General features: G+C 35.2%; 19 protein-coding genes. 1 reads left to right on the top strand and 18 read right to left on the bottom strand.

Annotated features, from left to right (window positions below; genetic code table 11):
- Positions 1–531 precede the first annotated feature (531 nt).
- The 8 genes from rlmD to murB are packed head-to-tail and all read right to left on the bottom strand — an operon-like array spanning position 532 to position 11367.
- Positions 532–1779 carry a 23S rRNA (uracil(1939)-C(5))-methyltransferase RlmD gene (gene rlmD, locus RCH56_RS04760; protein WP_306483846.1) on the bottom strand — a complete coding sequence of 416 codons (1248 nt, stop codon included), beginning with the start codon at positions 1777–1779 and terminating at the stop codon, positions 532–534.
- Positions 1779–3551, bottom strand: coding sequence for a pyruvate kinase (gene pyk, locus RCH56_RS04755; protein ID WP_306483845.1), 1773 nt, complete (start codon positions 3549–3551; stop codon positions 1779–1781). The genes rlmD and pyk overlap by 1 nt, the downstream gene beginning before the upstream one ends.
- An 8-nt stretch (positions 3552–3559) precedes the next feature.
- Positions 3560–4519 (bottom strand): 6-phosphofructokinase, encoded by a 960-nt coding sequence (gene pfkA, locus RCH56_RS04750; RefSeq protein ID WP_306483844.1) that lies wholly within the window; start codon positions 4517–4519, stop codon positions 3560–3562.
- A 9-nt stretch (positions 4520–4528) separates the two neighbouring features.
- On the bottom strand, positions 4529–7975 hold the full coding sequence (locus tag RCH56_RS04745) for a DNA polymerase III subunit alpha (protein WP_306483843.1): 3447 nt from the start codon (positions 7973–7975) through the stop codon (positions 4529–4531).
- A gap of 10 nt (positions 7976–7985) precedes the next feature.
- On the bottom strand, positions 7986–8888 hold the full coding sequence (whiA, locus tag RCH56_RS04740) for a DNA-binding protein WhiA (protein WP_306483842.1): 903 nt from the start codon (positions 8886–8888) through the stop codon (positions 7986–7988).
- A 12-nt stretch (positions 8889–8900) separates the two neighbouring features.
- Positions 8901–9623: a tyrosine-protein phosphatase gene (locus RCH56_RS04735; RefSeq protein ID WP_306483841.1), complete on the bottom strand. Its 723-nt coding sequence runs from the start codon at positions 9621–9623 to the stop codon at positions 8901–8903.
- A complete protein-coding gene (rapZ, locus tag RCH56_RS04730; RefSeq protein WP_306483840.1) occupies positions 9617–10465 on the bottom strand; it encodes an RNase adapter RapZ in 849 nt (282 codons plus the stop codon). Before rapZ ends, RCH56_RS04735 begins: the two co-directional genes overlap by 7 nt.
- Positions 10465–11367, bottom strand: a complete 903-nt coding sequence (murB, locus tag RCH56_RS04725) for a UDP-N-acetylmuramate dehydrogenase (protein ID WP_306483839.1) — start codon at positions 11365–11367, stop codon at positions 10465–10467. Before murB ends, rapZ begins: the two co-directional genes overlap by 1 nt.
- 180 nt (positions 11368–11547) lie before the next feature.
- Here murB and rpmB point away from each other — a divergent pair, with 180 nt between their 5' ends.
- On the top strand, positions 11548–11736 hold the full coding sequence (rpmB, locus tag RCH56_RS04720) for a 50S ribosomal protein L28 (protein ID WP_306483838.1): 189 nt from the start codon (positions 11548–11550) through the stop codon (positions 11734–11736).
- A gap of 89 nt (positions 11737–11825) precedes the next feature.
- Here rpmB and RCH56_RS04715 read toward each other — a convergent pair whose 3' ends face one another.
- The 10 genes from RCH56_RS04715 to RCH56_RS04670 all read right to left on the bottom strand — a co-directional run.
- The gene (locus RCH56_RS04715; protein WP_306483837.1) at positions 11826–13952 is read right to left on the bottom strand and encodes a catalase; all 2127 of its coding nucleotides are present in this window, start codon (positions 13950–13952) and stop codon (positions 11826–11828) included.
- A 95-nt stretch (positions 13953–14047) separates the two neighbouring features.
- Entirely contained in the window at positions 14048–14716 is a 669-nt protein-coding gene (gene rpe, locus RCH56_RS04710) for a ribulose-phosphate 3-epimerase (protein ID WP_306483836.1), read from the bottom strand.
- Positions 14710–15582 carry a ribosome small subunit-dependent GTPase A gene (gene rsgA / locus RCH56_RS04705; protein WP_306483835.1) on the bottom strand — a complete coding sequence of 291 codons (873 nt, stop codon included), beginning with the start codon at positions 15580–15582 and terminating at the stop codon, positions 14710–14712. The genes rpe and rsgA overlap by 7 nt, the downstream gene beginning before the upstream one ends.
- Positions 15579–17567 (bottom strand): Stk1 family PASTA domain-containing Ser/Thr kinase, encoded by a 1989-nt coding sequence (pknB, locus tag RCH56_RS04700; protein WP_306483834.1) that lies wholly within the window; start codon positions 17565–17567, stop codon positions 15579–15581. Before pknB ends, rsgA begins: the two co-directional genes overlap by 4 nt.
- A gap of 8 nt (positions 17568–17575) precedes the next feature.
- Positions 17576–18301 carry a Stp1/IreP family PP2C-type Ser/Thr phosphatase gene (locus RCH56_RS04695; protein WP_306483833.1) on the bottom strand — a complete coding sequence of 242 codons (726 nt, stop codon included), beginning with the start codon at positions 18299–18301 and terminating at the stop codon, positions 17576–17578.
- A gap of 2 nt (positions 18302–18303) precedes the next feature.
- Positions 18304–19329 (bottom strand): 23S rRNA (adenine(2503)-C(2))-methyltransferase RlmN, encoded by a 1026-nt coding sequence (gene rlmN / locus RCH56_RS04690; RefSeq protein ID WP_306483831.1) that lies wholly within the window; start codon positions 19327–19329, stop codon positions 18304–18306.
- Complete coding sequence (gene rsmB / locus RCH56_RS04685) at positions 19319–20611, bottom strand: 16S rRNA (cytosine(967)-C(5))-methyltransferase RsmB (RefSeq protein ID WP_306483830.1); 1293 nt, start codon at positions 20609–20611, stop codon at positions 19319–19321. Before rsmB ends, rlmN begins: the two co-directional genes overlap by 11 nt.
- Positions 20604–21542: a methionyl-tRNA formyltransferase gene (fmt, locus tag RCH56_RS04680; protein WP_306483829.1), complete on the bottom strand. Its 939-nt coding sequence runs from the start codon at positions 21540–21542 to the stop codon at positions 20604–20606. The genes rsmB and fmt overlap by 8 nt, the downstream gene beginning before the upstream one ends.
- Positions 21535–22011, bottom strand: a complete 477-nt coding sequence (gene def / locus RCH56_RS04675) for a peptide deformylase (protein WP_306483828.1) — start codon at positions 22009–22011, stop codon at positions 21535–21537. The genes fmt and def overlap by 8 nt, the downstream gene beginning before the upstream one ends.
- 44 nt (positions 22012–22055) lie before the next feature.
- Positions 22056–24563 (bottom strand): chromosome segregation protein SMC (locus RCH56_RS04670; RefSeq protein ID WP_306483827.1); only part of this gene is annotated, 2508 nt, incomplete at its 5' end.

The following is a 24563-nucleotide window of genomic DNA, read 5'->3' as shown; positions in this document are numbered from 1 at the left end:
TTAAAATAAATTCACTATTGTAATAATTAATCGAATTATCAGTTAAAATAATTAACTGCTATTAAATCTATTTGTCGCTAGTAATAATATTTTGTATTAGACAATTGAAATTAACAAGGAGGAAGGAAAATAAACTTACCAATAATTTCAAGTACTTACTTCGAGAAAATTAATGCTGAAATTAATGTATGCTGAGAAAATAATAAATCTATGATTACTTTGAAGCAACAAATGAAAAATATCGCTACGAATATCCCATATCATGGATTTTCTGTTTTTGAAAAGCTAATATATTAAATTCAGCATAGATTTTAACTGAGATAAATGACTCTTATATCGTTACAATGTTATTTTTAAAGAAGTGTCTATCCTGTCCACTCTCCCTATAAATATCCATCTTGTCTACACACCCCTACGATTTTTACTGTTGATATGTTCTCACAGAGTGTTTTCCAAAAAGAAAAATGGCTTTTAGGATTTCTTCTAAAACCCCAAAAGCCATTGATTTCAACACTTTTATAGCCTATTATTTTAATTCCTTGACATCAATACTATAGTCTCGACGTGCATAGTCTGCGGAAACATATCCACAGCCTTTATTTCTTTAAGTTCATAGCCCCTATCCATAAATCTTTTGATATCTCTTGCGAGGGTTTGGGGGTTGCAGGAGATGTAGATTATGTTTTTTATTTTTGTATTTGCTAGTGTTTTGATTATTTCTTTGTCTAGGCCTGCCCTTGGTGGGTCTACCGTTACTGTTTGTATTTTTTCTTTTTCTATAAATTTCTGGTCAATGTAATTGGCATTTTTGTCTATAAATTTGTAGTTTTCTAAATTATTTCTTCGAGCGTTTTCTTTAGCGTCTTTGATGGCGCTTTTGTTGATTTCTATTCCAACTATATTATCATCATTTAGGGCTATAGATGATATTCCTGATCCGCAGAAGAGGTCTAGGAGCTTTTTGTCCTTTTCTAGGAAGTTTCTTGCATTTTCATATAGATTTTCTATTTGGTAGTCGTTTACTTGGTAGAAGTCATCTCTTGATACTTTAAAAGACTTATCTTTTAATTTAAAAATAAGATGGTCTTTGCCTATGGTTTTTATTTTCTTCTTGTTTATTATATTAATATTATATGTAAAGTCCTTATAATTTTCTTTTAAGTATTTGTATAGTTTCTCTTCTTCTTGGCTATAAATGTTTATAAGGATTTCAGATCTATTACTTCTTATGCTTATTTCTCTAATTATATTGCCAAGGTCTTTAACTATAGTAGTGACTAGATTTTGAATTTTTCCTAAATTTTCTCTTATGTGCTTATTGGCAAGTAAGCAATCTTTGATGGCTACTAGGTCATTTGAAGACTTCTTATTGTAGGAAAGATTTCCCTTCTTGTCTACTTGTAGTCTAATTTTGTTCCTATATGAGAGGTTTTCGCTTATAATTATTTCTAGATTGTCTATTTCTATGGCACAAGTTTTCTTGACTGCCTTTGAGATTAGGTTTTTCTTTAATTTAATTTGACTGTCATAATCTATATCCATAATAGTACAACCCCCACATTCATAATAATATGGACATGGAGGTTGTGTATAATACGGACTTTGAGAAGTTGTTTTGACTTTTCTTGCTTCTATGAAATTTTTCTTTTCTTTTATTATTTCAATTTCGCAAGTTTCTCCAAAAGTTGCTCCATCTATAAAGTATACTTTTGAATCTTTCTTGCCAACTCCTCTGCCGTCTTGTAGGATATCAATTATCTTAATATCTTTGATGATCATTAGATAACTTTTGTTTCTCCTTTGTATATTACTCCGCCTATTGGGTCTACTGTAATTGTTTCGCCTTCTTCTACTAGGTTTATAACATTTACAGCTCCTACTACTGCAGGGATTCCAAAGTGAACTGCAGCTACTGCTGTATGGCTTGTTAGTCCACCAGTTTCTGTTACTACGGCTGAAGCTTTTTCTATATATTCTGTGATATCGGAATCTGTGAATTTCGCAACAATGATATCACCTTCTTCGAATTTTCCTTCGAGTTCTTTTTTAGTTGATCCTATTACAACTTTTCCTGATACTGATTTGCTTCCGATTCCTGTTCCGCTTGTTAGTATATCGCCAATAACGTGAACTTTGATTAGGTTACTTGTTCCAGATACACCTAGTGGAATTCCTGCTGTTACGACTGTTAGGTCTCCTTCTTCTACGTAATCTTCAGCGAGTGCCCCAACAATTGCTCTTTCTATTAACTCATCTGTTTCTGTTGCTTCTTGGATAACTATAGGATATACTCCCCAAACTATAGATAGTTGTCTAGCAACTCTATCAGATATTGTAGCAGCAACTATATTTGTCTTAGGTTTGAACTTAGAGATTACTCTAGAGGTGTTACCACTTGCTGTACAAGAGATGATTGCCTTAGCGTTTAATTCTTCTGCAATGTTTTTGGTTGATCTTGCTATTGAGTTGGTTGTTGTGTTTGCTGAATGGATTTTAACATCGTAGATACTTTGATAGAAGTCATCTGATAGCTCTGTAGTGATACAGATGTTTCTCATTGTTTTAACAGCTTCTATTGGGTATTTTCCACCAGCTGTTTCTCCTGAAAGCATTACACAGTCAGTTCCATCGATAATAGCATTTGCAACGTCAGTTGTCTCAGCTCTGGTTGGTCTTGGGTTTCTAATCATTGAGTCGAGCATTTGTGTAGCTGTGATAACTGGTTTCGCAGCGTCATTACACTTTCTGATTACTTCTTTTTGTACTAGTGGAATAAGCTCTGTTCTAATTTCTACACCGAGGTCTCCTCTAGCTACCATGATTCCATCACTTGCTTCTATGATTTCGTCTACGTTATCTACACCTTCCTGGCTTTCGATTTTAGAAATAATCTTGATGTGTTCTCCACCGTGATCTTCTAGGACTTTTCTGATATCATATACGTCTTCTTTTTTACGAACGAAAGATGCTGCAATGATGTCAATGTCATTTTCTATACCAAATTTGATATCATCAACGTCTTTTGGTGTAATAGCAGGAAGGTTTGTCTTTGAGCCTGGTAGGTTAACTCCCTTGTGGTCTGAAAGGATTCCGTTGTTTAGTGCCTTACAAACTACATCCGTGCCATCTTTAATTTCAATTACTTCTAGTTGAACAAGTCCGTCATCTATATAGATTTCGCTTCCTACTGATACATCTTCTGGTAGTCCTTCGTAAGAAACTGATACGATTGATTGATCCCCTTCTACGTCTCTTGTTGTTAGGGTGAAGATATCTCCAGGTTTAAGGTAGATTTCATCTACATTAAAGTTACCAGTTCTGATTTCTGGTCCTTTTGTATCTAGCATGATAGCTACAGGTACGTTTAGTTTTCTTCTGATTCTTCTGATTGTTTTAATCTTTGCTAAGTGCTCTTCGTGAGTTCCGTGAGAGAAGTTAAGTCTTGCGACGTTCATCCCATTGTTGATTAGTTCTTCAAGGATTGCTGGATCTTCACTAGCTGGTCCAATTGTACATACTATCTTAGTCTTTTTTAAAATTTCAGGTTTCATTATTACTCCTATCTTGATAAAGAATTTGCAAGTTCGTATAATCTTTCGTCGAATTCGCTCTTTTTGCTCACTGCTTCATCTATGCTAACTTCTATAATATTTCCGTCCACATAGCCAATTGCAAGATTTGTCTTTCCATCTTCAAGCAGTCTAACAGCACGAGATCCCATTGATGAGCCTAAGAGTCTGTCTACTGCAGATGGAGAGCCTCCTCTTTGAACGTGGCCTAAGATTGTAACCTTAGTTTCGATTCCAGTTTTTTCTTCTAGCTCTTTGGCCAAAGAATAAGGATCACCAACACCTTCAGCCAGTGTGATTAGGTGGTGGAGTTTACCTCTTTTTCTACCATGTTCCATCTTATCAATTATCTCATTAATAGAGAAATTATGCTCTGGTACTATTATAGACTCAGCTCCTCCAGCAAGTCCTGAATAAAGAGCGAGGTCTCCACAGTGACGGCCCATAACTTCTATAACTACAGCCCTACCGTGAGAACTTGATGTATCTCTTAGCTTGCCTATAGCATCTGTTACAGTTTCAATCGCTGTGAAAAATCCGATTGTAAAGTCGGTATAGCCCATATCGTTATCAATTGTTCCTGGAATTCCTATTGTATTGATTCCTAGATCAGAAAGGGCCTTTGCTCCCTTGAAAGATCCGTCTCCTCCAATTACGATTAGACCTTCAATACCATAATCGTTTAGGATTTGAGCTCCTCTTTTTTGTCCTTCTGGTGCTTCGAACTCTAAGCTTCTTGCAGTACCAAGTATGGTACCACCCTTATGGATTATATCTGCAACTGAAGATACATTCATCTCATAGATATCTCCTTGCATCAGTCCGTCATAACCGTTTCTTATACCTTTGATACGTAAACCGCTGTTAAGTGCTGTTCTTACCGCAGCTCTTATAGCAGAATTCATGCCTGGAGCATCTCCTCCACTTGTAAGTATTCCTATAGTTTTCATAACAACTCCTTAAGTGATCTTAACATTTTCTTTTCCTAAAAACTCTTCTAATACTTTAATGCTTTTTTCGTTAATATCAAACCATAATTTCTTATCTAATTTGACACTTTTATTTTTGTCAGCAAAATATATAACAACGGGTGTATTTCCCTTATTTTGCACTAGAATGTCTCTAACTTTATTATACTCTAAGTATTCAGATTTTAAGTATAAAGTTTTTAAATTTAATTTCTCTATGTCGACAAACTCGTTCGTTAATAATTTTATATCTCTTTCATCTACTTGAAGATTTCCCTTAACTATTACGGCACTATCTTCATCTATTACATTCCTATATTTCCTATAAGTTTCTGGAAATATCACAATCTCCATTGCCCCTTGCATATCTTCAAGTGTAGCAAAGCACATCAATTGTCTTTTCTTTGTCATTATTTCTGATTTATTTGTAATAACTCCAGCCATCGATACGAATTTATTATCGAGTAAATGAATCCTGGTATCATCTAGATGGTCTTTATAACCTGTTGTGAAGTTAACGAAGTCATGAAGCCTTTCCCCCAAGTCTGATAAGGGGTGATCAGAAATGTAAAAGCCTAAGACTTCTTTTTCTAGCTTTAGCTTAGTCTTTTTAGGAAATTCATTTATCTCTTGAATTCTAACATCCTCTTTAGGTTTATCAGCTAGGCCATCTAGTAAATTAAGTTGGCCTTTGACATTGATTTTCCTATTATCAGATACTGCAGATATAGCCTTTTCATAAATCGCCATAAGAGAAGACCTGGTGTATTTTAAGCTATCGAAGGCTCCTGCCTTGATAAGTGATTCAACCCCCTTCTTATTAAGAGATCTTGAGTCTATCTCGTCAACTCTTTGGAGGAAATCCTTGAAGTTTGAGAACTTCCCATCCTTTTTCCTAGCCTTTACAATAGAATCAATTAGATTACTTCCTACATTTTTGATTCCTGATAAACCAAAGATAATCTTTCCTTCTTCTACACTAAACTCAGCAAAGCTCTTATTCACATCTGGTGGAAGGACTTCTATACCGAGGGCCTTCGTTTCATTTACATAAAGATATAGCTTTGACGATTGGTCCATCACAGAAGAGATAAGATTTGCCATGTACTCTTCTGGATAATAGTATTTTAGATAAGCAGTCTGTACAGCTACTAGAGAATAAGCAGCCGAGTGTGACTTGTTAAAGGCATATTTGGCAAAGGAAATCATTTCATCATATATTTGATTTGCTGATAGTTCATCAACTCCATTTCTGACACAGCCTGGAATTATTATATTACCATCAGAATCGGTTTTTCCATTGATGAATATTTCCCTATTTTCTTCCATAACTGCCATCTTCTTCTTGGACATGGCTCGTCTTAGATTATCCGCTTCTCCCAAGGAGTAACCTGCAAGTTTCTGAACAATCTGCATTACTTGCTCCTGATAGACTATAATGCCGTATGTTACATCTAAAATTGGCTTGAGGGCCGGATCTATAAAAGACACATCCGCCGGGTTATTCTTGTTATGGATGTATTTGGGAATCTCATCCATTGGCCCTGGTCTAAATAGGGAGTTTGCTGCTATCAAATCATCGAAGACTGTTGGTTTTAGATTCTTCAGAAAGTTTCTCATACCTGCCGACTCAAACTGAAAAATACCTATTGTCTTGGCCTTATTGAATTGATCTATAACATTTTTATCATTTACGTTAATTTTAGCTAGGTCTACATCGACTCCCCTATTCTTCTTGACGTCCTTGATAGTGTTTTTGATAACCGTTAAATTTCTGAGTCCCAAAAAGTCCATCTTAAGTAGGCCTAGTTCCTCAATTTCAGTCATGTCGTATTGGGTAACGACCAAGTCGTTGGATAGGGCTAGTGGAATTATATCAGTAAGGACTTCCTTGGAAATCACTACTCCTGCAGCGTGAATTGAGGTATGTCTTGGTAGACCTTCGACCTTCCTTGCAGTGTCAATTAGTCTTTTCGCTTCGACATCACTTTCATATATTTCCTTAAACTTAGCCGAAGAGTCAAAGGCCTTATCAATCGTCATGCCTATGGCTTGCGGGATTAGCTTGGCAATCTTATCTACTTTTGCATAAGAAATGTCTAGGACCCTTCCCACATCTCTTACAGCATTTCTTGCCTGCATCCTACCAAAGGTAACGATTTGGGATACGTGATCTCTCCCGTATAACTCATTTACATATTCTACTACCTTATCACGGAGGACATAGTCAAAGTCTATATCTATATCAGGCATGGATACTCTTTCGGGATTTAGGAATCTTTCAAAAATTAGCTTGTATTTTATGGGGTCAATCTGGGTAATATCTAGAGCATAAGATACAATAGAGCCGGCTGCAGACCCTCTCCCTGGACCTACAGCTATGTCATTTTCCCTAGCATATCTTACAAAATCCCATACTATAAGGAAATAGTCCACATAGCCCATATCAGCGATTACCTTTATTTCCTTATCTGCCCTTGATCTAATCTTTTCAGTTATACTTCCATATTTTTTGATAAGTCCTTGATCTACTAATTTTTTTAGATATTCTAAGTCAGTTAGGCCTTCCTCAACCTTGGTAAAATATGGGAGGTGGGGTTCGTGAAAGGTAAATTCAACATTACATTGGTCAGCAATTTCTTGAGTGTTTTCGATAGCTCCTTCAAAGGCTCCAAAAATCTCCTTCATCTCATCATAAGATTTAAGGTAAAACTCACTTGCTGGCATCTTCATTCTATCTTCGTCCTTTACAAGCTTTCCTGTTTGAATGCACAAAAGAACGTCCTGGTAATAGGCATCTTCTTTATTTATGTAGTGGATATCATTTGTAGCAACTAGGGGAATATCTTCTTCTTCGTGGATTTTCACAAGTCCCCTATTTACTATATTTTGCTCTTTTAACCCGTGATTTTGAAGCTCTAGGTAGAAATTTCCCCTACCGAAGGCCTCTTCGTATCTTTTAGCTGTTTCTTTAGCACTTTCATAGTCATTTTCTATAAGTCTTTGACTAACTTCACCATTAAGACAAGCAGACAAGGCTATAATATTATCACTGTGTTTTTTAATAAAATCAAAAGAAACCCTTGGCTTGTAGTAAAAACCATTTACATAGGCTTCCGATACGATCTTAATAAGATTCTTATAACCTTCAATATTCTTTGCTAGAAGAATCAAGTGATAATATCTCCTATTTGAAGCTTCTTTTATGGTATGGTCATTTTCACTTACATATACTTCACAGCCTATTATGGGTTTTATCCCAAGCTTTTTGGCTTGCTTATAGAATTCTATAACTCCATACATCTGACCATGGTCTGTTATAGCAATAGAATCCATTCCGAGCTCTTTGGCCCTATCGAGGAGCAAATCAATTCTTGAAAAGCCATCAAGTAAGGAATATTCTGTATGAACGTGTAAGTGTGTAAATTTTCCTTCCATTTATCCTCCTCTACATATCTTCAGCAAGCTTTATAAACTTCTGTAATCTATAATTAACCTTGGCCTTACTCATCACAGGATCCATCATCTGACCAATTTCTTCTATGGAAATATAGGGATTATCGATTCTGATATTTGCAATTTCCTTCATGTCTGCTGATAATTTATGATACTTTTCGCTATTAATTACAGCTTTTATTGCATCTACTTGCCTTAAGGAAGCCTTGACAGTCCTGTCTATATTGGCCTTATCGAAATTAGTCTGTCTATTTATATCATTTCTTATGGACTTCATAGCCCTTACATTCTCGAGCTCAAATAAAGACTTATTTGCTCCAATTATAGCAAGAAAGTCGCTTATCTTATCGGAATCTTTGATATAGACTATATAATAATCTCCCCTATCATTAATTTTAGCATTTAAGTCAAAGGTATCCATGGAATCTTTGATAAGTCTAAGCTCGTTTTTCTCGCGAGCTATAATCTCAAGATTATAACCTCTTTGAGGGTCGTTAATAGAGCCTTTATAAATAAAGGCAATCTTAAGAAAAGACTTGATATCATCGAGGGAAACATCTTCGATATCAATAAAGTTATCTATAAAACCTTGGGAGTTTTTGTTAATCAAATCCTCAGATATTTCATTATCTTCGACAAGAACAGTAAAAATTCTATCCCTATCCTTATAGGACTTGTCAAATATCTCAAAGGTTGAAGAATAACCATACAAGTCTTTGATCAAATTATAAATATATCTGGCATATGAGTTAGAATCAGTTTCAAACTTGATCATATATCCACCCATATTTATTCTAATTGAACCAATAAAATGAATTATCGATAGAAGTTCACCCATCTTTGATATCGGCTCTTTTTTTAGTACTTCTTTCTTACATCTTTTTGAAAAAGACATATATCACCCTAGCTATCCAGCTATTTTTTCCCTCACTTTTTCTATTGTTTCACTATCGACCTTTGCATAGAGAAGATAATCGTCAAAAGTCTTGTATTTTCTTAGAATGTAGTCATAAGCTTCTTTCATATTGTAAGGACTAGTAATCCTAAATACAGAAAAAGGATCATCCTCGTCATATCTTTCGATATAACCAAGATGGGCCGAGCTTACTTCATAATCTGCTATAATATCAGACCTTGAAACATTAGAAATACCCATAAGAATCATAGAAATAATACCTGTCCTATCCTTACCTTCTTGGCAGTGAAATAGGCTTATGCCATCATTATCTGCGAATATTTCCATAATCTCTTTGACTGCCTTATAGTTATCAATAAGATTCCTATAACTTGCGCCTACTGATATTTCTTTGTTAACAATTTTGTCTATATCTTCTTTTCTAAACTCCCTGTCTCCTGCAAGAGAGACATTGTAATAGTCGAAATTTTCCTTGATTTTTAAAATTTTTTCCTTGTGGGGCTCAATCTCGCCTTCACGCCTTAAGTCAACTACTCTAGTAACTCCCATTTCTTTAAGGTAGTTAATATCATCATCTTTCGCATCATCTAGAGTCGCTGTTCTAATAAATTTCCCCCAGTTTGTCACCTTGCCATTAAGTGTTGGTACTCCACCTAAGTCTCTTGCGTTCTGGACATTCTTTAGGGGATATCTTTTCATGTATTTTTTTACCATCTATCCTTCTCTCTATGTTTCTTAACTAATATATAATCGTCGTCTTTCATTCTCTCATATAGCTTTTCTACCATATATACTGACCTATGTTGGCCGCCTGTACATCCTATGGCTATATTTATGATATCCTTGCCTTGATTTAAGAATTCTGGCACTAGGCTTTTTATCATTTCATATAAATCATCTTCAAATTTCTTGGAGATTTCAAAGGCATCTAAATAATCTTGTAGGGCCTTACAAGTACCATTCATCCCTTTAAGATCTTTTATATAATAAGGATTGGGCAAGAACCTCATATCAAATACAAATTCAAAATTATCACTAAGTCCATATTTAAAGCCAAACGATATGAGATTTATTATGATTTTATCCTTTTTTAGGGCAGAATCCTCAATTACCCTCTTAAGCTCAGCAATCTTATAATTGCTTGTATCGATAAACCTATCTGCAATCTTTCTGATAGGCTTAAGCATATCCTTTTCTTTCTCGATTCCTTCGCTTACATTTCCGTACTCACCCATAGGATGAGGACGTCTTAATTCGTTATATCTTTTGAAAATCACCTCATCAGAGGAATATATATAGATAATTTCTGTATCTATATTGGCTTTCTTAAGCCTAAGGAGCGAATCGTAAAGATCATCGTCTACTGCATAAGATCTAAAATCTATTACCACTGCCATTTTTTCAATAGGTTTTTCCTGATTTGCGTTAAGCTCTATGAATTTTTCTATCAAATATCCTGGGACATTGTCCATAGCGTAATATCCCATGTCCTCAAAGGCACGAAGGGCTGTAGTCTTACCTGAACCACTTAGGCCTGTGATAATTTTAAGTATCATTAAAAGTCTCCGATTAGTTTAACTTCTCTTTCTAATACAAATCCTGTCTTTTCATTTACTATCTTAGAAACTTCTTCTATAAAGGAAAGCATATCCTCGCATGTAGCATGATCTACATTGATTATAAAACCACAATGCTTCTCGCTAACTTGGCATTCACCTCTCCTATAACCCCTAAGACCACATTCGTCTATTAGCTTTGATGCATAAGATCCAGTTGGTCTTTTGAAGGTCGAACCTGCTGATTTTCTATCTAGTGGTTGCTTTGTAGTTCTTCTATCGGTGAAGTCTTCGTATCTTGCTTCTATATTTTCTTTATCTCCTGCTTTCAATTTAAAGCTTGCAGAAGACACTATAAGATCATCTTCAAAAATTTTGGAATGTCTGTAGGAAAAATTCATTTGGCTGTTGGTAAAGTTATACTCTTTGCCCGCAAAGTCAAATGCTTTGACATTTACACATATATCCTTTATCTCTCCGCCATAGGCTCCTGCATTCATAGCTACTGCTCCTCCGACTGAGCCCGGTATGCCAGATATCTCTTCCATACCTTCTAGGCTTCTTTCGATAGCAAATAAGGCAAGCTCATTTAAGCTTGTTCCTGCTAGAGCTGTTAAGATATCTCCATCTCTTTCGATCTCGTCGAAATTATCTGCTAAAACTATGACACATCCCCTAATGCCCTTATCACTGATTAGAAGGTTCGATCCTCTTCCTATCACTGTTGTCTTAATATTTTCCCTATGGTTTGTCTTTAGTAGGTTTTGTAGTTGTTTTTCTGTGTTTGGTTTGATCATGACATCGGCTTTCCCACCTATGCCAAAAGTAGTGTAGTCTCTTAAAGATTGGTCGAATAAAACTTCGCCTATATCCTCATTTTTGTATATAGATTCAAAATCCATATTACCTCCTGCGATTCATTTAAATCTCTTTTAATACTACAAAGACTATACCATAAAGCGAGTCCAATAACTATTGAAGGAATTTGACTATCTTTTTTGAGAAAAATATAAGAAAAATTTGTAATTTGTCTTAGAATTTGGTAGAATAATAAAGATAAATAAAAGCTAGGAGGTGTAAGAATGGCAAGAACATGTGATATCTGCGGTAAGGGAACACAATCAGGTAAGAATGTAACTTTCTCTCACAGACAAATCAATAGAAAATTTAAGGCAAATGTTCATAAAATAAAAGCTTTTGTTGATGGAACACCTAAAACAATTAATGTATGCACAAAATGTCTAAAAAGCGGTAAAGTAGAAAAAGCATAATTGCAAAATGTTTTTTTTATTTCCGATAAAATATTTAGAATTCAAAAAGGATGAGGTTTAACCCCATCCCTTTTTATTTATAACTTTTATTATATTGAACCGTCCCTATCCCAGAATCTTTGTTGGCCTAGGTTTTTGATGAATTTATCTATATCATCCATATTTTCTGTAACCATTACTCCAGGATCCTTTTGCTTCTCTTTTTCAATAATTCCAGTAGGATCTCCTATAATCCATAGAGGCTTATAGTGTTTGTATGTTTCTTCGGCAAACTCTTTGACATTTTTCTTAAATTCTTTGGAAGGCTTTTTAGCTACAACTATAATCAAAGCATCTTCTAATACTGGATGGACTGTGTCATACCTATGCTCTACCTTTGAACCATCTTTAGTATCTTTAAGGCTTTCTTGGATAATCTCTGCCTTTGCCTTATTATCTTTTATTTTTTTAGTTAATGACTTAAAATCAAAATCATCATCATCATCAGAGTATATACCTACCTTAAGAGTATCAGGCTTAAATATTGTATTTTCTTGAGAGAATTCTGGCATCCTTACTTTAAGAGCTTCTTTTGTAGGTTTAACTCCTGCTGGATCAAACCCTCTTTCCTTATCTGGAGAGTCTACTCCTACATTGTCTGCTATCACTTTTGCCATGTCTTCATCAACATTTGCAAACATATCTACAACATTTTGTCTAATTGCGCTTCTTTTGACCTTGGATAATTCAAATGAGAAAGCACTGATAATGTGTTCTCTCTCAATATCACTTAGAGATTTATAGAAGGCTGTAGCCTGACTGAAGTGGTCTCTAAAACTATCATCGCGATTCTTAATTACCTTACCATCAATCTTTTCTTGATAATGTTCAAATCCCCCGTCTTCTACACTTTCATAGTAAGGAGATTGATCATCTATGCTTGACTTGTGGTAAGCAACTGGTCCTTTATTTATCATATGTTGGTGCCAGCCGTCCCTTTGGTTGTTGTGGACTTCAGATATAGGCCTATTTATTGGAATTTGAGCGAAGTTTGGACCACCTAGTCTTAGTAGTTGAGTATCGGTATAGGAGAAAAGTCTTCCTTGTAAGAGTGGGTCATTTGTAAAGTCAATTCCTGGTACGATATTACCTGGGTTAAAGGCAACTTGTTCAGTTTCTGCAAAGTAGTTATCGACGTTTTTGTTTAGGATAATCTCACCGATTTTAATCTTTTCTATATCTTCTTCAGGCCAAAGCTTGGTTGGGTCTAGGATATCGAATGGATAGTCAAATTCTTTTTCTTCTGGTAAAAGTTGAACACAGAAGTCCCAAACTGGATAATCTCCCCCATCAATTGCTTCATAGAGGTCTTTTCTTTGGCTGTCAGGATCATTTCCTGAAACCTTTAAAGTCTCATCCCATACTCTTGAGTGAACCCCAAGTTGTGGGTTCCACTGAAATCTTACAAAAGTTCCCTTTCCTTTTGCATTTACAAATCTAAAGGTATGGACTCCAAAACCATCTACCATTCTTAGTGATCTTGGTATAGCCCTATCACTCATTTGCCACATGGTCATATGGGCTGACTCTTGATTTCTTGTAACAAAATCCCAAAAGGTATCATGGGCAGATTGAGCTTGAGGAACTTCTGTATCTGGTTCAGGTTTTACTGCATGGACGAAATCAGGAAACTTAATCGCATCTTGAATGATAAATACTGGAATATTGTTTCCCGCTATGTCGTAGTTTCCTTCTTCTGTATAAAATTTAAGAGCAAAACCACGAACGTCACGAGGAGTATCGGTAGATCCTCTAAATCCTGCCACTGTAGAAATTCTTGTAAATAAAGGAGTTTCCTTACCTACTTCTGTAAATAGGGAAGCCTTTGTATACTTGCTCATATCCTTTGTACACTTAAAAATACCGTGAGCACCAACACCACGCGCATGAACGATTCTTTCAGGAATCCTTTCATGGTCAAAGTGCATGATTTTTTCTCTAAGATGGAAGTCTTCGAGTAGGCTTGGTCCTCTCACACCTGCCTTTAAGGAGAATTCATCTTCAGCCATCTTAAGGCCCTTATTTGTGGTAAATGCCTTATTCTTATTATCTACCTTATCCTTCTTTAAATCTTTTTGTTTAGCGTTATCAGCTACCTTTTTAGGCTTTTTCTCACCATCGGGAATAAGGGGAGCCTTCTTAAATTCATGTTTATTTTTATCATCTTTTTTAGCCATTAAAGCCTCCTTTTAAATTAACGTTATCATTAAACTTATACCCAATAAAAAAAGCTTAACTCATTATTAAGTCAAATAATAAGCTAAGCTTTTACCTAAATATTTTCTATATCTTCAAAGATCTCATAGTAAGTGTTGATTTGATTTTTTATATTATCTTTCGCAAATATATCGGAACCTGACACTATCTCGTCACAGCCTGCTTCTATCACCCTGCTTACATTAGTTGTTTTGATGCCGCCGTCGATTTCAATCTTGGTATTAAGCTTGTTTTTATCAATATATTCTCTAAAGATCTTTACCTTATCGAGGCTATCTTCCATAAAACTTTGCCCGCCAAATCCTGGCTCGACACTCATTACAAGGACACAATCCAAATCTTTTAATAAAGGTAAAATCTTTCTTGGATCGGTTGCTGGTTTTAGAGTAATACCTGCTTCTATTCCAAAAGACTTTATGAGGCGGATTAGCTCGTTTGGATCATCGGTAGCTTCTATATGAAAAGTTATCCTATCGGAACCTGCCTTAGCGAACCTTTCTACATATCTTTCAGGTCTTTCTATCATAAGGTGAGTATCAAAGAAATAATCATTTCTCTTTCTGATATCCTCTATTACCTTGAAGCCAAAGGAGATATTAGGCACGAAAATACCATCCATCACGTCTATATGAAGCATTTTAAGTCTCGTATTTTTAGTATCATCAAGATTTTCTTGTAGTCTTGAAAAGTCACATGAAAGTATTGAAGGTGCTAATTCTACCATTTGTTTTCTCTCCTTTTTTTAACTTCCTCATAAAGCATGAGGTAATTATCGTATCTACTCTTAGAAATAAGTCCATCTGCTAGAGACTTCTTTACAGCACAGGCTGGTTCATTGATATGATTACAATCCTTAAACTTACATTTCTTATCCCCAAATTCTCTAAACAAATACTTTAATTCTTTCTCATCTTCTATAAAGTCAATATCAAATGAATCAAAGCCAGGAGTATCGAAGAGGAAACTAGCATCCCCTATTTTAAATATTTCTGTATGGCGGGTTGTATTTTTTCCTCTCTTACTTTTTTTAGAAATTGAGCCGGTCTCTACTTCAATATCGATTAGATTATTTAGGAAGGTCGACTTGCCCACTCCGCTTGCTCCTGATACAGCAGATGTCTTATCCTTTAAGATATCAAGTATTTTTTCTTTAGGGAAATTGTCGAAATTATCAAGACTTATAATCCTATATCCTATTTTTTCATAAATATTTTCAAAGTCTTCTACTTCATTTTCATCACACAAGTCAATCTTCGATAAAACTATCACTACATCCATATCCTTGTATTCACACATGGCGAGGTATTTATCGAGATTGTATAGATTAAGATTTGGGTCCTTGATTGTCGCAAATAGTAAAATCTGGTCTATGTTAGAAATATTTGGTCTCTTGATTTCGTTCTTTCTTGGAAGAATTTCTGTAATATAGGCCTTACGATCTTCTAGATCGTCAATTAATACATTATCGCCTACCAAAGGCTTAATCTTTTTTACTCTGAAATTCCCCCTAGCCTTGGCCATGAGGATTTTCCCATTACAGTCTACATAATATAATTCTTTTTGAGCTTTGATAATCTTTCCTTGTTTCAATTTACTGTATACACTCCGTAAGATTCATCATCAACCAAGACTTCAAACTTAGTATTTTGTATTGCTTGGAAGTTTAACTGTAGGACTTGATTTTCATCTAAATCCTTGCTAGTTTGATTTTGATCATATAAGATGTCACTTCTCTTATCGTTATCATCTAGCCTATATATTTTGACATTGAATTTGTCTTTACCATTGTTTATATTAAGTCTTAAATCTACGTTTTTAGCCTGACCTGTCTTATCTTCTTCTTTTTCCTTATCCTTATCCCTATCCTTATCCTTTTCCTTTTCTTTCTCCTTCTTACCAGTAGAAACTACTAGGTCTATTTGAGATTGTGGTGCTACTTGGGTCCCTTCTGATATTGATTGGCTTATAACGTTGCCCTTTTCAACATCTTCACTTTCCCTGTAGTCAATATTTCTAAGGATAAGTCCGTACTGACTAATTATACTTTCTGCTTGTTCTTCACTCATCCCTATAAGGCTTGGAACTTCAATATTTTCAATTTTTTCCTCAGGTCCTGCACTAATAACAAGGTCAACCTTGCTTCCTGCTTGAAGATTTGTAGCAGATCTCGGATTTTGATCTATTATTAGGTCTTTTTCGACTTCTTCGCTATATTGTGTGCTTGTCCTTCCTATGCTTAGACCCAGCTCTTTAAGTTTTTCTTCTGCCTCTGTAAGACTTAATCCAGAAAGATCTGGCACGCTTACTTCTCTTCCAGCACTAATTACAAGATTTACCGTAGTTGACTTTTTAACTTCTGTATTTGCTTCAGGATCTTGCTTCATGACCTTGCCCTTGTCATAATCGTCGCTTTCTTCAGTTCTTGAAATATTTGCCTTAAGCCCTCTCTTTTCAAGCTCCTTAACTGCCATTTCTTGACTTAAGTTTATAACCGTTGGAACTTCAAGGATATCATCCTTTGGCCTTGACATGAAGTAATACACTGCCCCAACCAAAATTAGTGCGAGTAGGGCCAGTGGCCAAATCTTAAGTGATTTAGTTTTCTCCTTTTCTTCAGGCTTATCATCTGTAGGAGAAACATAAACAGCTTCTTCAGACTTTGCTGACTCTTCCTTCTTTGTCTTTTTCTTTCCCTTATTTGGGACAACTATTGGAATTCTCGCTGTCTCTTCTAGGGCTTGAGTATTCACGGAATTTTGATTTTCAAGACTATCTATAAGCTCTGTCGCATTTAGGAATCTATTTCCTGGCTCCTTTTCAAGAAGCTTCATAATAATGAAATTTAGATGATCAGAAAGATCAGAGTTTAATTCCTTGGCAGGCCTTGCCTTATCTTGAATATGCATCACAGCAATTCCTACGGAATTGTCAGCATCAAATGGTACCCTACCGGTTGCCATCTCATACATCACGGCTCCTAGGGAATACAAGTCACTTTTTTCATCAACTATTTTGCCTTTGGCTTGCTCCGGTGATATATAATGAACTGTTCCTAGAATTGATGATGTGTAAGTTATGGTCGCATTTGATGAGACTCTAGCTATACCAAAATCTGTTACCTTGGCAAGGCCAAACTTATCTATAAGAATATTTTGTGGCTTGATATCTCTGTGTATAATTCCTGATGCGTGGGCTGATTTTAAGGCTTGAGCAATCTGAACAGAATAATCTATAATATCGTGATTAGAAAGCTTTCCCTCTTCATCTATTAGATCTTTCAGTGTTTGCCCTTCAACATACTCCATAACTATATAGTAAATCTTTTTTCCTTCTAGGAGGTCTTCTCCTATATCGTAGACATTTACTATATTGACATGATTTAATTTCGCAGCTGATTGAGCTTCATTGTTGAATTTCTTTAGAAACTCCTCATCTTCCGCATATTGTTCCTTAAGCACCTTAATGGCAACAAATCTATCTAAAAGCCTATCCTTGGCCTTGTAGACCTTGGCCATTCCTCCTACGCCTATCTGCTCTATAATCTCGTACCTATTGTCCAAAATTATCTTTTCCATATTACCTCTTATATCAAAATCGTAGTCACTGTTATATTATCGCGACCACCCTTACTAAGTGCTAGTTCAACAAGTCTAGATGAAATATCATATGCCTCATAAGATTCGTTGACTACTTTTGTTATCTCTTCATCTGTAAGCTCGTTAGATAAGCCGTCTGTAAACATCAAAACTACATCTCCCTCTTTCATGGAGAAGGTCTGACTTTCTGGTTCTATCGCTTCTTCTGTACCGACAGCCTTTGTGATGGCAGACTTGTTGATAAAGTTTTCGGCCTCATCTTCTGTTAGAGAACCTGTATCTATTAGGTCATTTATCAGAGAGTGATCTCTAGTTTTCACTCTAAGTTTTTTGTCTTGATAGATATAAATCCTAGAATCTCCCACATGAGATATGTAATAAGTAGCATTTTTTCTATCAACTAGCAAGCAAACTACAGTCGTACCCATCCTAAGATCTTCGCTATCGTCTGACAAGTTATAGATCTTGCTGTTGGCGTACTTTATTGCTTCTTCCTGAAGGTCGACATAAGAAGTGTAGTCATCTAAGTTTGCATTTTCTATAAAGTCTATATAAGACTTACTTGCAAGCTTGCTAGCGACTTCTCCCCTACTATGGCCTCCCATCCCATCGGCAACTATAAAAAAATCCAAATAGCCAATGGTCGTATTTGCATAGGCATCTTCGTTTTCCTGCCTTATTTTTCCAATATTTGATATTGTACTAAATTTCATACTCACCTCGCATAATTATTTCTAAGCTGGCCACAAGATGCATCGATATCTGAGCCCATCGACTTTCTTATGGTTGCATTTAATTTTCTCTTTAAAAGCTTGTCTCTAAAGTCTCTTAGAGCAGTTGACTTTGGCCTATCATAAGAAAACTCTTCGATTGGATTTAGGGGGATCAAATTGATATGAACGTTTTTGCCCTTAAGTAGGCTAGTTAGATTGGATACGTCACTATCGAGATTATTAACCCCATCTATTACTACATACTCAAAGCTTATCCTTCTTTTTGTCCTATCCAGATAATAATCTGTCGCCTCCATTAGACTTTCAATGCTGTATTTGTTAGCAATTGGCATAAATTTACGTCTTTTTTCATCATCCGCATAATGTAGGGAGACTGCAAGATTTACATCAAGTCCGCTGTCAGCAAGTTTTCTAATCATTGGGCTTATACCAGAAGTTGAAAGGGTGATTGACCTATGGGAAAGGTTTCTTCCCTTTACGTCGGTAATAATTTCGATGAATTTTCTAATATTTTCATAATTATCTAAAGGCTCACCTATACCCATTATTACAATGTTATTAATTTCTCCATTAATTCTTTCTAGAGTATAAACTTCTTCTATAAGCTCTGCTGCACTTAAGTCTCTTTCAAGACCGTTTTTGGTTGAAGCACAGAACTTACACCCCATCCTGCAACCTACTTGTGAAGATATACAAATAGTTTTTCTCTTATCATAATCCATAAAGACCGCTTCTATGATATTTCCATCTTCTAAAGAAAATAGATATTTTTTCGTACTATCAAGCTCTGATACAAATTCTCTTTCTACTTTCATCTGAGGGAAGTCGTATTTTGCTGATAAATTCTTTCTCATATCCTTAGAAAGATCACTCATTTGTGTAAAGTCTTTGACCTTGTTTATGTGAATTTGCCTATAAACTTGCTTGGCCCTAAATTTTTGATAGCCTTCTTTAATGAAAATTTCTTCCAATTCTTTTATGGATTTGTCATTTAGTTTATCTTTCATAATCATTCTTCTTAAACTTACTTATAAAAAATCCGTCTGTTTTATCTTCAAAACTTACAAATTCTAGGTATTTCTTGCCATCAATCTCTAAAGGAGTAAGCCTTTCATCTGCTTTTAAGAACTTAAAATTATCAAGGTTTTCAATCTTACCCAGGGTACAAGTCGAGTAGACTAGAGTGCCGTTAGGCTTAAGATATCTAATCGCTGCGGCTAGAATTTGTCTTTGAAGCTGGGCTAGATTTTTGATATCATCGATTGTCCTGTTATATCTAATCTCAGGTTTTCTTGCCATAACTCCAAGACCAGAGCAAGGAGCATCAACTAAGACATAGTCGAACTCTTCCTCAAAGTCAGATCTGTACACACTTGCATCAAAGCTCGTAAGCTCAATATTTGTAAGGCCTAATCTTTCGATGTTTTCTCTTATAAGACTTAGCTTATTCTTAGAGATGTCATTCGCTATTATTTTACCAGAATTTCTGGTATATTCAGCAAGGTAGCTGGTCTTTGTACCAGGTGCTGCACATAGGTCTAGGATTTTTGAATCCTTCTTAGGATCAAGAACCTCAATCGTCTTCATGCTGGCTTCTTGTTGAATAGTAAAAAGCCCCTCTTTAAACTCACTAGTGGCTACAAGGCCTGAAGGATTCTTTACCAAAAGAGCATTTTCACTTATCTTTGACACTTCTATTTCAAATCCGTTAGCTTTTAGCTTTTTAATTAAACTTTCCTTATCAGTCTTTAATCTATTAATCCTGATAGAAAGTACCGCCTCATTATTACTATATCTAAGGAAGGCCTTTGTATAATCCATGCCGTAGTTATCAAATATATATCTAGTGATATCTTCTGGCATAGAGTATCTCACAGAAAGTGACTTTATATCATCGCTTATCTTTATCTTTGCTATTTCCTTCTCTTCTCTTATGAAATTTCTTAAGATAGCATTTACAAAGCCAGATGATCTCTTATTCTTTCTCTTTGTAAGTTCAACTAGCTTATCTACTGTGGCATAATCCTTAGTTTCTAGAAAATGTATATTGTAGATTCCGATTTCTAGAATGGTAAGGACGTTTTTGTGGATTTTCTTAAGTCTTATCTTAGATAATTTTCCTATCATATAATCTATATAGATTTTATTTTCCAGGACTCCATAAATAACTTTGGTAGCGTATGGGAGATTATCGACTCTCTTTTCTAAATAATTTATCTCTTCGTTACTCTTCTTATCCTCGTAGATTATCCTTACAAGCGAGTTTAATATTAGTTCTAAATCATTCATTGACTAAAGTAATTTTCTCTTCAAAAGAATTACCCATGAGGAAGGATTTAGTATCCATGGCCTTCTTTCCTGGAAATTGAATTTTCTCTATCCTAATAGCCCCATCTTTTGTTCCTATTATAATCTTTTCCTTAGGATTTGCCTGATAGACAAAACCCGGTTTTCCTTCATAGCCTGTTGCGATTTCTGCCTTGTAGATTTTCACATTGGCTCCCTCATAAGAGAAAAAGGCAACTGGATATTCTACAAAGGCCCTTATTTTATTAATAATTTCTGAAGAAGATTTATTCCAATCAATTCTTCCCATATCCTTTGTAATTTTTGTACAGAAAGTCGCCTTGCTATCGTCTTGTTTTTGTCTATTCTTGTAGATTTCATCAAAGTTTAGGATAGTTTCTCTGATTTTTTTAGCTCCAATCTCGCTTAATTTCTCTTCAAGACTTGTGTAATCATCACTTTCTTCTATTGGAACTTCTTCTTGGATAAGTATATCACCAGAATCCATCTCCTTTTCTATAAGCATAGTTGTAGCTGCAGTTAGCTTATCTCCATTTAATAGAGAAAACTGCATAGGACTTGCTCCTCTATAGGCAGGTAGTATTGATGGATGTAGATTTATTATCCTATCCTCATAGGCTTCAAGTAGGTCTTTTCCAATAAGTTGACCGAAGGCTACTACTACAATGTAGTCGATTCCCAAAGCCTTAAGCTCTTCAACAAATTCGGAGCTGTTTACTGTCTTTGGGGTTTGGACATCAATCCCCTTATCCTGAGCATATTTTTTAATCTCTGTTGGTGTAACTTTTCTCCTATTTCTCTTCTTATCGGGAGAGCTTACAACAAGTTTGACGTCTATATTTTCATCATTATAAAGAACATCCAAAGCTCGCACCGCAAACTTTGGATTGCCCATAAAACATATATTAATCATTTTCTGTATCGAATTTAACCTCTTCAATCGCCTTATCTCTAAATAAAATTCCATCGAGATGGTCTATTTCGTGAGATAAGATTTCTGCTGGAAAACCATGAGCGTCCCAGATTTTCTCGTTTCCTTCTTCGTCTAAATATCTTACTTTTAGATGTTCCGGTCTTTTGACAGTCGCATTAAAATTAGGTATAGAAAGACAACCTTCAATACCAATCTGCTCTCCGTCTGATTCTACAATTTCTGGATTTACAAGCTTAACTAGGCCTGTAGTATCATCATGTGGATCTACCACTATTATTCTTTTTAAAATTCCAACTTGAGGAGCAGCAAGTCCGACTCCATCAGCTTCATACATAGTATCAGCCATGTCGTCTAGTAAAACTTTAATTCTATCAGTAATTTCAGGGACTACTTTGGAAGTTTTCCTTAAAATAGTATCCCCTTCTTTTCTTATATTTCTAATTGCCATACTTCCTCCTTATCTACATTATTGTACTTTTGTAAGGCTTATTTTCAATTATTTGCAAAGTCTATAGAATATACCTGACTTTTGCCATCATCTCCAATGGTGACCCCATGGATTCTCTCTGCAAGTTGCATTGTTGTCTGCCTGTGAGTTATCATTATAAACTGGGTCTTATCTGATAGACTTGTTAGGTAGTCTATATATCTTTTGATATTTGTCTCATCTAGGGCAGCGTCTATCTCATCTAGGATCGCAAATGGAGCAGGGTTAGTCTCAAAGATTGCAAAGAGTAAGGCAACTGCTGTAAGTGCCTTCTCCCCACCTGATAAAAGTGAAATCGACTTAGCTGACTTAGATGGAGGACGAGCTTCTATCTCAATACCTGCACTTAAGCTATCGTCACTATCTAAAACTAGCTTTGCATCTCCTCCGATAAACAGGGTCGTAAAAATCCTCTTAAACTTCTCATTAATTATATTGAAGTTTTTGATAAATTCTTCTTTCATATCCTTTTCAAGCCTTTTAATCATGGTTTCTATATCTGACTTGGAATTTACAAGGTCTGTCATCTGCTTATCCAAGAAATCAAATTCTTCTTTGGCTTCTTTATAGGTCTCTAGCGAGTTTTCATTGAAAAATCCAATTGTATTTATCTTTCTTTGAAGGTCGACTAATGACTTTTTGCTAACTTTATCAAAGCTTAAGTCCCTATATTTCTTATCCATCTCATCTAGACTTTGACTAATAAAAGGACTGATCTCGTCAATAATAGAATCGTATTTGCTTATCGCATTAGAAAGTGCGTAATCACTTTTTACCTTCTCTATATTTAACTCTTTTATTTTCTCATCGACTCTCTTTTCCCTATCAAGCATATTGGAGTTTTCTTCTTCCATCTTACTTTTATTATCTGATAAGGTCTTAAGTTTTTCTTCTTCTTCGCTTATTTTTTTCTTAGAAAAATCTATTGATTTTTTAAGATTTTGATCTTCCCTATGGATTTCTCCTAGAGACTCGTCGATTTCACTTCTAAGTTTAATCTCCATCCTATTAGTCTTATCCAGATCCCTTAGGGAATTTTTAAGTTCTGTGATGGTATTTATAATGAGATTGATATCTCGGCTAATCATTGCAGAAGTGTTTTCGAGCTTGATGCTTTCCTTCTCCTTAAGGCTAAGAATCCTTTCTTTATTTGCGATCGTTACTTTTATCTTTTCGATTTCTTCTTTAAGCCTTCCATGATTTTCTCTAAGACTATCTATATCTAAGGATCCTGTAAGGACTAAATCATAGTCTCTTTCTTCAGAAAGCTCCTCTTTTCTATCGATAGCATTTTCAATTCTCATATTGACTGAAGAAAGATTGTTTTCCGTATCCCTCAATGAGTTTCTTTCTTCTTCTATAAGGCTAGTAATTTCTTTAAGCTTATCATCAAGGATATTTATATCAGCACTAATCTCCCTATATGTCTTGTTATAGGAATCCTTCTTATTTCTTAAGGAAAGAATCCTTTCTTTAATCTCTTCTAGTCTCTTGTTTCTATTTAAAAGATTGGTATTTTTCTTCCTATTTTTATCATTACCAGCAACCATAGAACCCCAGTTATTTATAATATCTAGATTCAAGGTAATTATCCTGTAGCCTCTTATCTTATTGGAAAGGCTAACGGCGCTATCAATATCTTTTACTACTACAGTCGATCCCAAAAAATGATCTATTATATTTGTAAGTTCAGGGTCTGCTTCGATCAAATCGTAGGCCATAGCGATTACCTCATCCTCTTTTGGCCTATCTTTCCTATAAGATTTTATCGAATCTATAGGAAGGAAGGTGATTCTCCCCAATCTATTCTTGTTTACAAAGTTAATTAACTCTCTTGTATCAAGCTTAGTTCTTGTTACAATGTTTTGAAGGCCTGCCCCCATTAGATTGTCGATTACATCCTCATAGCCTTCCTTAACTCTAATAAGGTTAGCAAGGGAGTCTAAATACAAATTATCTAGACCGTAATCCTTAGTTTTATTTAGGAAGTCTTGGATTGAATAGAAATATCCCCTATTCTTCTCGAGATTTTCCTTTTGGAGCTTGAATTCTGAAATCAAAGTCTTAAGATTGATGTTATTTTCGGCATTAGCCTTTGATAAGTCATCGCTTTCTTTTCTTCTATCTAAGAGATTTTTACTATAATCTTCTTCCTTGTTTTGGAAATCTTTTAGCTTATTTGTGCCTTCTTTAAGCTCATCTTCAAGTTTTGTTTTGCTTTCTTCAAGGATAGATAAGTCCTCATCGATAGCTTTAATTTTAGTCAGCCTTTCTTCGGCATCTTTAGCCTTTTTTTCGTCAATAATGGCCTTGGATTTTTCCTCTATTTCGTAGTTATAAATTTCACTTGCTAGTTTGTTTAATCTTAACTCTTCCTTAGAGTTTTTAGCGACTAGGTCTTTTAATTCACTTTGTGTTTTATTGACTATAAGTTTATTTTCTTTAAGACTTTGGCTTATTTCTTCAAGCTTTTTTCTATTATCATTTAAATTTTTTTCTTCATTTTCTAGGTC

This window comes from Anaerococcus sp., assembly GCF_030825785.1.
Taxonomy (GTDB): Bacteria; Bacillota; Clostridia; order Tissierellales; family Peptoniphilaceae; genus Anaerococcus.
This window is presented reverse-complemented; position numbering and strand designations above follow the sequence as displayed.

Coding starts and splice junctions, on each gene's coding strand:
- rlmD (WP_306483846.1), bottom strand. CDS start 1,779: ATGATCATCAAAGATATTAAGATAATTGATATCCTACAAGACGGCAGA.
- pyk (WP_306483845.1), bottom strand. CDS start 3,551: ATGAAACCTGAAATTTTAAAAAAGACTAAGATAGTATGTACAATTGGA.
- pfkA (WP_306483844.1), bottom strand. CDS start 4,519: ATGAAAACTATAGGAATACTTACAAGTGGAGGAGATGCTCCAGGCATG.
- RCH56_RS04745 (WP_306483843.1), bottom strand. CDS start 7,975: ATGGAAGGAAAATTTACACACTTACACGTTCATACAGAATATTCCTTA.
- whiA (WP_306483842.1), bottom strand. CDS start 8,888: ATGTCTTTTTCAAAAAGATGTAAGAAAGAAGTACTAAAAAAAGAGCCG.
- RCH56_RS04735 (WP_306483841.1), bottom strand. CDS start 9,623: ATGGTAAAAAAATACATGAAAAGATATCCCCTAAAGAATGTCCAGAAC.
- rapZ (WP_306483840.1), bottom strand. CDS start 10,465: ATGATACTTAAAATTATCACAGGCCTAAGTGGTTCAGGTAAGACTACA.
- murB (WP_306483839.1), bottom strand. CDS start 11,367: ATGGATTTTGAATCTATATACAAAAATGAGGATATAGGCGAAGTTTTA.
- rpmB (WP_306483838.1), top strand. CDS start 11,548: ATGGCAAGAACATGTGATATCTGCGGTAAGGGAACACAATCAGGTAAG.
- RCH56_RS04715 (WP_306483837.1), bottom strand. CDS start 13,952: ATGGCTAAAAAAGATGATAAAAATAAACATGAATTTAAGAAGGCTCCC.
- rpe (WP_306483836.1), bottom strand. CDS start 14,716: ATGGTAGAATTAGCACCTTCAATACTTTCATGTGACTTTTCAAGACTA.
- pknB (WP_306483834.1), bottom strand. CDS start 17,567: ATGGAAAAGATAATTTTGGACAATAGGTACGAGATTATAGAGCAGATA.
- RCH56_RS04695 (WP_306483833.1), bottom strand. CDS start 18,301: ATGAAATTTAGTACAATATCAAATATTGGAAAAATAAGGCAGGAAAAC.
- rlmN (WP_306483831.1), bottom strand. CDS start 19,329: ATGAAAGATAAACTAAATGACAAATCCATAAAAGAATTGGAAGAAATT.
- rsmB (WP_306483830.1), bottom strand. CDS start 20,611: ATGAATGATTTAGAACTAATATTAAACTCGCTTGTAAGGATAATCTAC.
- fmt (WP_306483829.1), bottom strand. CDS start 21,542: ATGATTAATATATGTTTTATGGGCAATCCAAAGTTTGCGGTGCGAGCT.
- def (WP_306483828.1), bottom strand. CDS start 22,011: ATGGCAATTAGAAATATAAGAAAAGAAGGGGATACTATTTTAAGGAAA.